The organism is Bradyrhizobium diazoefficiens USDA 110, from assembly GCF_000011365.1.
Classification (GTDB): Bacteria; Pseudomonadota; Alphaproteobacteria; order Rhizobiales; family Xanthobacteraceae; genus Bradyrhizobium; species Bradyrhizobium diazoefficiens.
The window spans coordinates 6,279,606-6,291,556 of record NC_004463.1; the positions used below are offsets into that span (position 1 = coordinate 6,279,606).

An 11,951-nucleotide genomic window follows, 5' to 3' on the forward strand; every position below is an offset into this window, starting at 1 on the left:
GCCGGCCTGAGGGCCTATTCAATATAGGCGTTTTCCCTGCGGCGCATCCTTCGAGACGCCCGCCTTCGGGCGGGCTCCTCAGGATGAGGACGGAGTGCGCGGCAGCAGTTTCGAGGAGCACCGAGGCCGATTAGCCTCACCTGAGGAGATCGCGGAGCGGTCGTCTCGAAGGACGAGGCGCGCGCTCGGACCGCTCCACGAGGCCACGTACGACGCCCTCCGGCCTGCCGTGCTTCAGTGCTCCTCGGCCTCTTCGGGCTTCGATCCTAGCGACACCGATTCCCACACCGCGACCACAATCATGATCACCGTGGTCGCGACCGACAGCCATAGCGGCGAGAGCTCCGCCGCGAACCACCACAGCGCCGCGAGCAGGATGATGCCGATGCCGTGCGAGAGCTGGAGGAAGCCGCGGATCGCGTGCTTGAACAGGATGGTGCCGACCAGGAACACCAGCGGGCCGCCGATCGTGCTCACGATGGTGCGGACGTCGGAATGGCCGGTCGGATGCTTCAGCACCAGTTCGTCCGACACCGCGGTCAGGATGATGCCGGCGACGATCGGCATGTGCAGATAGGTGTAGGCGAGCCGCGCCAGCCGGCCGGATTCTGCGGATTTCGAGATGCGCTCGGAGCCGGCCTCCGCGCCCTTGTGGAAATAGATCCACCACATCGCGATGGCGCCGGTGAGCGCCGAGACGAAGGCCAGGATGTTGTCCGCGGTCCACTCCAACTCGGCAAAGGTCGCGCCGTTGACGACGACGGCCTCGCCGAGCGCGATGATGATGAAGCCGGCGCAGCGCTCGGCCATGTGGCCGCCCTCGACGGCCCAGGCTTCGACCGAGGAGAATCCCAGCTTCGGCACCCAGAATCGCACGGCGGGCGAGATATATTCGATCGTGAGCGCCACGATCCAGAACCATAGCCTCTCCTCCCCGTGCGCGAGGCCGCCGAGAATCCAGAAGATCGCTGAGCCGGAGAGCCAGACCAGGATGCGGATCGCGTTGTGCCGCACTGCCGTGCGGTGGCGCGGGGTCGCGAACAGCCAGAACGCGGTGCGTCCGACCTGCATGGTTGCATAGGCGATCGCGAACCAGAGACCGCGGCCATCGAAGGCGGTCGGGATCGTCGTCGACAGCACGAGGCCGCCCAGCATCATCAGGAAGATCAGGATTCGGACCGGCGTCAGATCGGGATTGAGCCAGTTGGTGACCCAGGCGGTGTAGACCCACACCCACCACACCGCCAGGAACAGCAGCGTGACCTCGACCGCGCCGAGCGGCGTGAAATGGTGCAGCAGCGTGTGCGACACCTGCGTGACGGCAAAGACGAAGACGAGATCGAAGAACAGCTCGGCATTGGTGACGCGGCTGGGCTGGTTCGGCAGGATGACGCGAAACATCGCGCCGCGCGGATTGTCCGCAGCCATCATCGGTCCCCGCTGCGATCAGGTCAGGTGCCGGGTACCCCGGTTTGCAGCGCCAGCGCATGCAGCACGCCGCCCATCTGGCCGCGCAGGGACTGATAGACGATCTGGTGCTGCTGGACGCGGGACTTGCCGCGGAAGGATTCCGAGATCACGGTCGCGGCATAGTGGTCGCCATCGCCGGCGAGGTCACGGATCGTCACCTCGGCATCGGGGATCGCTGCCTTGATCATCGCCTCGATATCGTGGGCGTCCATGGGCATTCGGGTCTTGCTCCTTATCTCGGCTGAGATCAGCCTCGTCGTCGAATCGCTGCCGGGGTCCCCGGACCGGCAGGGCCAAACTTAGCGTGAACGGCCTTCTACGTCACGCACTCAGGCACTATATCCCTGATCCCATCAGGATAAAGGCACGACAAAGTGCCGCGCGCGGCAGATTGATCGAAAAGGCGTGAAATCATGAAGCTTCCAGGGCCCGACCACCCCATCACCATCACCCCAAACCCGAAGCGCGTCCGCGTCACGGCGGGCGACATCGTGATCGCCGAGACCAGCAAGGCGCTGACGCTGAAGGAGGCCAAATATCCGGCGGTGCAATATGTACCGCGACAGGATGCCAACATGACGCTGCTGGAGCGCACCGACCGTGTCACCCATTGCCCCTACAAGGGCGACGCGAGCTATTACAGCATCAAGGCCGACGGCAAGACGCTCGACAACGCGATCTGGACCTATGAAACGCCCTTCCCCGCGATGGCGGAGATTTCCGGCCACCTCGCCTTCTATCCGGACAAGGTGAAGATCGAGGAAGTGGGGTAGTCTGGAGGCGGCGTCATTCCGGGGCGCGTCGCAGACGCGAACCCGGAATCTCGAGATTCCGGGTTCGGTCCTGCGGACCGCCCCGGAATGACATATCTAGCTACGCCCTGAAGATCGTGAGCCCCAATATCAGCAGCACCAGGAAGATCACGACGAAGACGTAGAACAGGAAGCGGGCGATGTCGGCGGAGGCGGCCGAGATGCCGGTGAAGCCGAGCACGCCAGCCACGATCGAGACCAAGAGAAAGATCAGCGCCCATTTCAGGATCGTCATCGCCAACTCCGACTTGGGCGCCGCACCGCGGCCCTCCAATGCGCGGATGCTAACTTCGCTGCACGGAACTGGTTCCTAACGGCACAGCAGGGTCAAGGCGCAGCACAGACTGCCCTTGCTGAATCGGGTTCCCGGCGGCACAGTCTGGCCGGGACAGGAGCAAGACCGGGGCGGCCATGATGACGATGTCACATTCAGCGACGATCGGTGCAGAGGCTCACGCCGCGCCGAAGAGCAAGACGCGCAATGTGTCGCTCGATCGCGCCCGCACCTTCCTGACACTGGTGGTGCTGCTGCATCACGCGGTGATCCCCTATACTTATTTCGGTCATACCGATCCGAAGTACTTCTTCGGCTTCGACATGATCGTGCTCGCCACCGACAGTTTCTTCATGGCGATGTTCTTCTTCCTGTCGGGACTGTTCGCCTGGTCTGGTATCGCCCGGAAGGGAGCGCGGAGCTATTTGGCAGATCGCCTGCTTCGGCTGGGCTTACCCTTCGCGATCTGCGCCCTTACGGTCATTCCGCTCGCCTATTACGCGATCTCCCTGCGGCACCATCCCGAGATCGGCTTTTCGGAGTTCTGGTGGAATATGGTCACGAAGGGCCCGTGGCCGAGCGGGCCGATCTGGTTCCTTTGGGTCTTGTTCGCCTTCGACCTGGTTGCCTGCCTGTTGCACCGGCTGTCGCCCAATCTGCTCGATCCGATCAATCGCCTCTCGCTATATGGTCGCCGTCGGCCCGCCGTGTTCTTCGCGCTTATGCTTGCCGTCACCGCGGCGTTCTACATTCCCGGGCGGGTTCACTTCGGAGCAGGCAGTTGGTTCGAGTTCGGGCCGTTCTCGGTCCAGCACGGGCGCGTGATGCTCTACGCGACCTATTTCTTTTTCGGTGCCGGCATCGGCGTTGCGCAAATGGATCGCGGGCTGCTCGCTGCAGACGGCCGGATGGCGAGGGTCAGCTGGGACTGGATGGTACTGGCGATCGTTCCCTATTGCCTCTTGTGGGTGCTGATCTTCATCAAGCGCGAAATCCTGGGCAACCCGTCGCCGTTGCCGGACTGGTATGAAGCGCTCTATGCCATCTGCTTCACTGTCTTCAGCGTCGCCATCATGTTTCTGATCCTGGCCTTTTTCCAGAGGTTCAAGCAATCAGGCTCAGCCAAGCTGCTCGATCCAATGCAGAGCGACGCGTACGGCATGTTCCTGGTGCACTATCCGATCGCACTGTGGCTGCAATACTGGCTGTTCGACTACGACCTGCCGGCGATCGTCAAGGCCACGCTCGGGTTTGTACTGACAGTCGCGGCGAGCTGGGCGCTGACGCGAGCGTTGCGGCAGATCCCGGGCGCGACGAAGGTGCTTTGAGGAAACGGCACCGGCCTTCTATCGTCATTCCGAGCGCAGCGAAGCAATCCATCTCACCGCAGGCAGCAGTGTGGATTGCTTCGTCGCTTCGCTCCTCGCAAGGACGGGGAGATGGCGTCGCTACGCCGCCTTCCCGCCCATATACTCCGGCAGCCAGCGCTCGAACGAGGTGCGCAGCTTATCGATCGTTACCGGCGCTTCGCCGGCGATCGCGATCGCATCGCCCCCGGTGGTGCCGATCCGCACGCAGGGCACCTCGCAGCCGCGCATCTTGGCGAGCACGCGGCCGGCCTCCGTTTCCGGCACGGTGACGAGATAGCGCGCCTGGTCCTCGCCGAACCAATAGGCCTGCGAGACAAGCGAAGTCGGCGCCGCCAGCAGCTTTGCGCCGATGCCGCTCGCCATCGCCATCTCGGCGAGCGCGATCAGGAGGCCGCCGTCCGAGAGGTCGTGCACGGCGGTCGCGGTGCCCGCATGGATCATGCCGCGCACGCAGTCGCCGTTGCGCTTCTCGGCAGCGAGGTCGACCGGCGGCGGCGCGCCCTCCTCGCGACCGCAGATGTCGCGCAGGTACACCGACTGGCCGAGCCAGCCATGGGTCTCGCCGATCAAGAGGATCGCCTCGCCCTCGGCCTTGAAGGCGAGCGAAGCGGACTTGGTGAAATCGTCGAGCAGACCGACGCCGCCGATCGAGGGCGTCGGCAGGATCGCGCGGCCGTTGGTCTCGTTGTAGAGCGAGACGTTGCCGGAGACGACCGGGAAGTCCAGCGTGCGGCAGGCTTCCGAGATGCCCTTCAGGCAGCCGACGAACTGGCCCATGATCTCGGGCCGTTCAGGATTGCCGAAGTTGAGATTGTCGGTGATCGCGAGCGGCTTGCCGCCGACCGCGGTGATGTTGCGCCAGGCTTCCGCCACCGCCTGCTTGCCGCCCTCGAACGGATCGGCCTCGCAATAGCGCGGCGTGACGTCGACGGTCAGCGCCAGGCCCTTCGGGCCATCCTGCACGCGCACCACGGCGGCATCGCCTCCGGGGCGCTGCATGGTGTTGCCGAGGATGACGTGGTCGTACTGCTCCCAGACCCAGCGCTTAGAGCACATGTCGGGCGTGCCGATCAGCTTCTCCAGCGCGCTACCTACGCCCATCGGTGCCATCACCTCGCGCGCGTGCACGACCGGCAGCGCGGCGGAGGGGACATGCGGCCGGTCATAGAGCGGCGCCTCGTCGCCGAGCTCCTTGATCGGCAGGTCGGCCATGACGTCGCCGCCATGCTTGACCACGAAACGCTTGCTCGGCGTGGTGTAGCCGACCACGGCGAAGTCGAGCCCCCACTTCTTGAAGATGGCCTCGGCTTCCTTCTCCTTCTCGGGCTTGAGCACCATGAGCATGCGCTCCTGGCTCTCCGAGAGCATCATCTCATAGGCGCTCATGCCGGTCTCGCGGGTCGGCACCGCGTCGAGATCGAGATCGACCCCGAGGTCGCCCTTGGCGCCCATCTCGACCGCCGAGCAGGTCAGCCCCGCCGCGCCCATGTCCTGGATCGCGATGACGCAGCCCTTCTCCATGATCTCGAGGCACGCCTCGAGCAAAAGCTTCTCGGCGAAGGGATCGCCGACCTGCACGGTGGGGCGCTTCTCCTCGGACTTGTCGTCGAACTCGGCCGAGGCCATCGAGGCGCCGTGGATGCCGTCGCGGCCGGTCTTGGAGCCCAGATAGACGATCGGCATGTTCACGCCGGAGGCGGCCGCATAGAAGATCTTGTCGGCATCGGCGAGGCCCACGGCCATCGCGTTGACGAGGATGTTGCCGTCATAACGGGTGTGAAAACGGACCTGGCCGCCGACCGTCGGCACGCCGAAGGAATTGCCGTAGCCGCCGACGCCGGCGACGACGCCGGAGACGAGGTGCCGGGTCTTGGCATGCTCGGGCGCGCCGAAGCTCAGCGCATTGAGGCAGGCGATCGGCCGTGCGCCCATCGTGAAGACGTCGCGCAAAATGCCGCCGACGCCGGTGGTCGCGCCCTGGTAGGGTTCGATGTAGCTCGGGTGGTTGTGGCTCTCCATCTTGAAGACCACGGCCTGGCCGTCGCCGATGTCGATCACGCCGGCATTCTCGCCGGGGCCCTGGATCACCCAGGGCGCCTTGGTCGGCAGGCCGCGCAGATGGATGCGCGAGGACTTGTACGAGCAATGCTCGTTCCACATCGCCGAGAAGATGCCGAGCTCGGTGAAGGTCGGCTCCCGCCCGATCAGCTTCAGGATGCGCTCGTACTCATCGGGCTTGAGCCCGTGGGCGGCAACCAGTTCGGGGGTGATCTTGGGTTCGTTCTTCATGGATTCGGGGCTTTCGACGGCGTTTTGCCGTTCTTAGGAAGATCGGGGCCTCGCGAAAAGCCCTTTATGGCGCATTTTCCCACTGTCCCACGTTTTGCGGCCGAGGGGTGCGGGAACGGGAATTGCACGGCGCGGACCGATCGGATTTAAGGGCTGAAGACCCGCAATTGAAGGCCCATTTCCTTGCACGAATTGACCAAAACGGCTGCTCCGCCCCGCCCCGAGCTGCATGTCGCGACCGAGGGTGAGTTCAAGGGCTGGCAGACCTGGATCAGGGACAGCTTTGAGAACCATATCGGCCCCTTCTGGCACCGCCTGGAGGCGGACGGCAGCGTCCGCTGCGCCTTCCGGGTCGAAAAGAAGCACCTGAACGGCTCCGGCAACGTCCATGGCGGCTGCTTCATGGCCTTCGCCGACTACTGCCTGTTCGCGATCGGCCGGAACGCGCTGAACGGCCGCGGCGTGACGGTCAATTTCGCCTGCGAGTTCCTGGATGCCGGGCATGAGGGCGAGCTGATCGAGTGCACCGGCGAGGTCAGCCGCGCGGGTGGTTCGCTGATCTTCCTGCGCGGGCAGATGGCCTCCGGCGAGCGCCTGCTGTTCACCTTTTCCGGGACGATCAAGCGGGCCAAGCGGAAGTCGCTCCCTCAGCCAAACGCATAGCTCGACGCCTTCCCTTTTGGCGCCCCCTCGCCCAGACTTGCGAGAAGCGCGGTCGCGCCGGGGAGCAAGAACAAGGTGCCGCAGAGCACATCGGGGGCGGGTCGCACGACGGCGTCCGCATCAACGCCGCTGTCGTCCATGGCCGCCACCGGCGCACGCAGCTGGCGCGACTATGCGCTGCTCTTCGCGCTCGCCTGCTGCTGGAGCTCCACTTATCCGCTGGCCAAGCTCGCGCTGGACACCATTCCGCCCATCACCTTCATCTCGGCGCGTTCGCTGATCGCGGCCGCCTTCCTGTTCGCGATCCTGTGGATACGAGGCGTCAGGATCCCGACCGATGCGAAGGCCTGGAAGCTGTTCGCAACCCAGCAGCTGATCAACTCGACCTTCCCGTTCCTGGTCATCACCTGGTCGCAGCAATATGTGCCGGCGTCCAACACGGTGGTGCTGGCCTCGACTACGCCGATCTTCGCCTTCCTGATCACCTCGCTGATCACGCGGCACGAGCCGGCCACGCTGTTGAAGCTCGCGGGCGCGATCCTCGGCCTCGCCGGCACCGTCGCCATCGTCGGCCTCGATGCGCTCGGCGGCTTCGGCCGCGAGATCGTCGCGGAGATCGCGATCCTGCTCGCCACCATCTCCTTTGCCTGCGCGACGATCTTCGGCCTCCGGCTATCCGACTACGACCCGATGGTGGTGGCGGCCGGCTCGCTGCTGTTCGGCGGCCTCATCCTGCTCCCGCCCTCGCTGATCATCGATCAGCCCTGGACGCTGCACCCGACGTTTCAGGCGATCGTCGCCACCATCGTCATGGGCATCGTCTCCAGCGCGTTGGGGTTGATGCTGTTCTACGTCTGCCTCGGCCGGCTCGGCACACTGACCACGAATGCGCAAGGCTATTTGCGCATTCCGATCGGCGTCGGTCTTTCGGTGGTGCTGCTCGGAGAGAGCGTGCCGTCGAACCTCGCCCTGGGCTTGCTGCTGGTCATGGCCGGCGTCGCGGCGATGACGGTGCCGGCCGAGCGGCTGAAGCTGCGCTAGCGCGAGGCGCTATTGCTTGGCGTCGTCCGCCAGCATCTTCCGGTATTTCTCGACGTCGCGCGTCACCAGTTGCTGAAGCAGCTCCGGCGTATGCTCGTTGTCGTCGGGCGCAACGGTTGACAGGTCGGCAAAGCGCTTCTTCACCGCATCGGTCTCGACCGCGGTGCGCGCCGCCGCATTCAGCCTGGCGATGACGGCCGGCGGCGTGCCCTTGGGCGCGAACAGGCCGTTCCAGCCCTGCGCCTCGAACTCAGGCAGGCCGGCTTCGGCTGACGTGGGCAGCTCGGGCAGTGTCGCGAGCCGCACGGTCGAGCCGACCACGAGCCCCCTCACCAGCTTCTCGTTGATCGACTGCGAGACCGAGGCTGCGGCATCGCAGACGCCGTCGATCTGGCTGCCGATCGCATCGGTCAGCGCAGGGGCCGCGCCGCGATAGCCGACCAACGTCGCGTCGATCCCGGCGGCGGTGACGAAGCTCTTGCAGATCAAATAGTTCGAGGAGCCGACGCCGGCATGGCCGAGATTGATCTTGGCCGGATTGGCCCTGGCGTAGGCGATGAACTCCTTGAGGTCCTTCGCCGGAAAATCCTTGCGCACGGCGATGATGCCGAACGTCTTCGCCACCATCGCGATCGGCACGAAGGAGTCCGGCGTGAACGGCAGCTTCGGATAGATCGTGTAGGTCGCGGCATTGGTGCCGGCATTGCCGATCGCAATCGTGTAGCCGTCGGGCTCGGCGCGGGAGGCACGTGCCAGTGCGGTCGAACCGCCGGCACCCGCAACGTTCTCGATCACGATGGTCTGGCCGAGCGCAACGCTCATCTGCTCGGCGACGGTGCGCGCGATCACGTCCGAGGTGCCGCCGGCCGCGAACGGCACGATCATGGTGATCGGACGCTTGGGGAAATCCTGGGCGAACGCGGCCGTAGCGAACGCAACGACGGCGGCAGCGACCGACAGCCGCTTCAGCACGGGTGAAATCACGCGGCCTTTTCCAGATGCTGGGCGAGGCCGGCGAACAGGCCGCGGCCGTCAGTGCAGCCCATGATGTCTTCGACGTGGTTTTCCGGATGCGGCATCATGCCGAGCACGTTGCCCTTGTCGTTGACGATGCCGGCGATCGAATGCGCCGCGCCGTTGATGTTGGCGGCCTCGTCGACCACGCCCTCGGCCGAGCAATAGCGGTAGAGCACCCGCCCCTCGCCTTCGAGCCGCTGGATGGTTTCTTCGTCCGCCTCGTAATTGCCCTCGCCATGGGCAACCGGCACGCGGATCACCTGCCCGGCATTGTAGCCGCGGGTGAACGGCGTATCGGAACGCTCGACGCGCAGATGCACGTCGCGGCAGATGAATTTCAGTTGCGCATTGCGCATCAGCACGCCCGGCAACAGGCCGGATTCGCAGAGGATCTGAAAGCCGTTGCAGACGCCGAGCACGAGACCGCCCTTCGCCGCATAATCGCGCACCGCGTCCATCACCGGCGCACGCGCGGCGATTGCGCCACAGCGCAGGTAATCGCCATAGGAGAACCCACCCGGCACGACCACGAGATCGGTGCCCGCAGGCAGCGACGTCTCGGCGTGCCAGACCATCGCGGGCTCGCTGCCCGAGATCAGCCTCAGCGCGCGCGCCATGTCACGATCGCGGTTGATTCCGGGAAAGACGAGGATGGCGGCTTTCATGGCAGGGGTTCCGACGGTGACGGGAATCGGGCTGGCCAAAGGGCCAATTCGTGCAGAGACATAGCCATTTGACGGGGATTTTACCAGTGCTAGCCTCGCCGGACGGCCTTGTACACAGGCCATAGCCACGGCGCTTTTGCCTGACGATTTTGCCCGGGATTGCAGCCATGAACGTCCCGTCGCTGCCTGCATCGTCCTCCCAGCCGGTGTCCACTGAGGGCGTCGTCGCCGCGGGTGCCTATGTCGACGGCCGGCGCGTCGCCAACATCGCCATCAGCGAGGCCTCGAGCTGGCGGGCCAAGCCCGGCCACGTGGTCTGGATCGGGCTGCACGAGCCGGACACGGCCCTGCTCGGCGCCGTGCAGAAGCAGTTCGACCTGCACGATCTCGCGATCGAGGACGCCGCCCACGCCCACCAGCGGCCCAAGATCGAGCAATACGGCGAGGCCCTGTTCATCGTGGCGCGGACGGCGCAGCTGATCGAGGGCCGGATCGCCTTCGGCGAGACGCACATCTTCGTCGGCGAAGGCTATCTGGTCTCGGTGCGCCATGGCGCCTCGACCTCCTACACGCCGGTACGCGAGCGCTGCGAAAGCTGCCCGCGGGCGCTCGCGCGCGGCGAGGACTACTACCCGGAATCAGAGCTGAGTGATACGGCGGCCTTTGAAACGGCGTTGACGGACCTTTTTCTTGGTCCAGACGAAGGGCTCGGCTCTGTCGTTGTATGCGTTGACGTAGGCATCGATGTGTTCCTGAAGCTGCTTGAGGCTCGTGAAGGAGGTGCCGCTGAGCGACTGCCCCTGCAAGATGGAAAACCATACTTCGACCTGATTGAGCCATGACGCACTTGTCGGCGTGAAATGAAATTGCACGTTGGGGTGGGCCTTGAGCCAGTCCTCGTTCTTTTTATGGGTGTTGAGGTTGTCGAGGATGACGTGAAGCTTGCGGTTCGGAAAAGTCGCGGTGACGCTGTTCATGAAATCGAGAAACTCGACGCGGCGCCGGCGTTTTGAATGGGTCGCGATGATCTTTCCGGTGGCGACTTCGAGCGCCGCAAACAATGTTGTGGTGCCATGCCGCTTGTAATCGTGGCTTTGGCCGGTTAAGGCGCGGCCATTGGGCAACTTCAGATAACCCCTGCGCTCGCTCCAAAGCCTGGATCGAGGGCTTCTCGTCCACGCACAGCACAATGGCCTTCGCCGGCGGCGCGACATAGAGGCCGACAACATCGGCGGCTTTGGCCGTAAAGTTCGGGTCGTTGCTCTCGCACCAGGACTTGCGAGCCACCAGGTCAATCTTGTGGCTGCGCAGGAACCGCCAGACATATTGGACATCGACATCGCCCAGCGCCTCGGCCAGCAGGGGGCCGGTCCAGCGCGCAAACCCTTGCGGTGGCGGCTTATCCAGCAGCTTCAGAATCCGCTTGTCGGTCGTCTTCGTATAGATCGGCTGCTTGCCAGGCCGCGGCTTGTCTTGCAGCCCTTCAAGGCCATGGTCGGCATAGCGATGCCGCCAAAGGCTGACAATCCGCGGCTGGACCCCAACTTCCTTGGCGATCGACCGGGTGCTGCGCCCATCCGCCGCCAACAGAACTATCCGCGCCCGCTTCAAATCGCGCTGCAACGTCACCGGTGAGCGACAGCACGCCTCAAGCACCTTGCGATCTTTCCTCGAAAGGTGGACTTCTCTTGCTTCGGGTATCATCCCGACCTTGAATCACGACTCACGTTCCAAGAAAAGTGGGTACTACATCCTCTACGCCATCCTCGACTTCATCGTCGACAACTACTCGCCGGTGCTCGAGAGCATCCACGACGAGGTCGAGGGCATCGAGGACGACGTGCTCTCCAAGCCGATCAGCAAGGCGCAGATCGAGCGGCTCTACATGCTGCGCCGCGACCTGCTGCGGCTCAGGAATGCGATCGGCCCGCTGGTGGAGGTCTGCCGCCGTCTGGAGCATGACGAGCTGGCGATGGTGCGCGCGACAATGCAACCGCTGTTCCGCGACGTCACCGACCACGTCAGGAACATCCAGGAGCGCATCGATTCCATGCGCGAGGTGCTGGCCTTCGCCTTCGAAGCGAGCCTGCTGGTGGGCCAGGCGCAGGAGACGGCGGTCTCCAAGAAGCTCGCCTCGTGGCTCGCGATCCTGGCCGTCCCGACCGCAGTCGCCGGCATCTACGGGATGAACTTCAAGTACATCCCGGAGCTACAGCTGGAATACGGCTACTTCATCGTGCTGGGATTAATGGCGCTCGCCTGCCTCGGGTTGTACTGGCGCTTCCGCCGCGTCGGGTGGCTGTGAGCGCGAACGTACACGACCAATGTAGCTCCTCATCCTGAGGAGCGC

Annotated in this window: 10 protein-coding genes and 3 pseudogenes; 6 read left to right on the forward strand and 7 right to left on the reverse strand. The window is 64.6% G+C overall.

Going from position 1 to position 11,951, the window contains the following annotated elements:
* Positions 1–234: 234 nt before the first annotated feature.
* A complete protein-coding gene (locus tag BJA_RS28935) occupies positions 235–1,428 on the reverse strand; it encodes a low temperature requirement protein A (protein WP_038967206.1) in 1,194 nt (397 codons plus the stop codon).
* A 23-nt stretch (positions 1,429–1,451) separates the two neighbouring features.
* Entirely contained in the window at positions 1,452–1,688 is a 237-nt protein-coding gene (locus tag BJA_RS28940; protein ID WP_011088461.1) for a BolA family protein, read from the reverse strand.
* 195 nt (positions 1,689–1,883) lie between these two features.
* Between BJA_RS28940 and BJA_RS28945 the strand changes: the two genes are divergently transcribed.
* Positions 1,884–2,243: a DUF427 domain-containing protein gene (locus BJA_RS28945; RefSeq protein ID WP_011088462.1), complete on the forward strand. Its 360-nt coding sequence runs from the start codon at positions 1,884–1,886 to the stop codon at positions 2,241–2,243.
* Positions 2,244–2,343: 100 nt separating this feature from the next.
* Here the strand turns inward: BJA_RS28945 and BJA_RS28950 are convergent, their stop codons facing one another.
* Entirely contained in the window at positions 2,344–2,517 is a 174-nt protein-coding gene (locus BJA_RS28950; protein ID WP_007612121.1) for a DUF1328 domain-containing protein, read from the reverse strand.
* A 176-nt stretch (positions 2,518–2,693) separates the two neighbouring features.
* Here BJA_RS28950 and BJA_RS28955 point away from each other — a divergent pair, with 176 nt between their 5' ends.
* On the forward strand, positions 2,694–3,884 hold the full coding sequence (locus BJA_RS28955; protein WP_011088463.1) for an acyltransferase family protein: 1,191 nt from the start codon (positions 2,694–2,696) through the stop codon (positions 3,882–3,884).
* A 120-nt stretch (positions 3,885–4,004) separates the two neighbouring features.
* On the opposite strand, the gene purL is transcribed toward BJA_RS28955, so the two are convergent.
* Positions 4,005–6,215, reverse strand: a complete 2,211-nt coding sequence (purL, locus tag BJA_RS28960) for a phosphoribosylformylglycinamidine synthase subunit PurL (protein WP_011088464.1) — start codon at positions 6,213–6,215, stop codon at positions 4,005–4,007.
* 183 nt (positions 6,216–6,398) lie between these two features.
* Between purL and BJA_RS28965 the strand changes: the two genes are divergently transcribed.
* Together BJA_RS28965 and BJA_RS28970 are read left to right on the forward strand one after the other, a co-directional pair.
* The gene (locus BJA_RS28965; RefSeq protein ID WP_038967200.1) at positions 6,399–6,878 is read left to right on the forward strand and encodes a PaaI family thioesterase; all 480 of its coding nucleotides are present in this window, start codon (positions 6,399–6,401) and stop codon (positions 6,876–6,878) included.
* 75 nt (positions 6,879–6,953) lie between these two features.
* Positions 6,954–7,919, forward strand: a complete 966-nt coding sequence (locus BJA_RS28970) for a DMT family transporter (protein ID WP_011088466.1) — start codon at positions 6,954–6,956, stop codon at positions 7,917–7,919.
* 9 nt (positions 7,920–7,928) lie between these two features.
* On the opposite strand, the gene BJA_RS28975 is transcribed toward BJA_RS28970, so the two are convergent.
* Positions 7,929–8,903 carry a tripartite tricarboxylate transporter substrate binding protein BugD gene (locus BJA_RS28975; protein WP_011088467.1) on the reverse strand — a complete coding sequence of 325 codons (975 nt, stop codon included), beginning with the start codon at positions 8,901–8,903 and terminating at the stop codon, positions 7,929–7,931.
* Entirely contained in the window at positions 8,900–9,601 is a 702-nt protein-coding gene (gene purQ, locus BJA_RS28980; protein ID WP_011088468.1) for a phosphoribosylformylglycinamidine synthase subunit PurQ, read from the reverse strand. The genes BJA_RS28975 and purQ overlap by 4 nt, the downstream gene beginning before the upstream one ends.
* Positions 9,602–9,768: 167 nt before the next feature.
* On the opposite strand from purQ, the pseudogene BJA_RS28985 reads away from it, so the two are divergent.
* A pseudogene (locus BJA_RS28985) lies at positions 9,769–10,230 on the forward strand (CorA family divalent cation transporter); the annotation flags it as partial.
* A 9-nt stretch (positions 10,231–10,239) separates the two neighbouring features.
* On the opposite strand, the pseudogene BJA_RS28990 reads toward BJA_RS28985, so the two are convergent.
* Positions 10,240–11,305, reverse strand: a pseudogene (locus BJA_RS28990) (IS630-like element ISRj1 family transposase).
* On the opposite strand from BJA_RS28990, the pseudogene BJA_RS28995 reads away from it, so the two are divergent.
* Positions 11,265–11,906, forward strand: a pseudogene (locus BJA_RS28995) (CorA family divalent cation transporter); the annotation flags it as partial. The pseudogenes BJA_RS28990 and BJA_RS28995 overlap by 41 nt on opposite strands.
* Positions 11,907–11,951 lie beyond the last annotated feature (45 nt).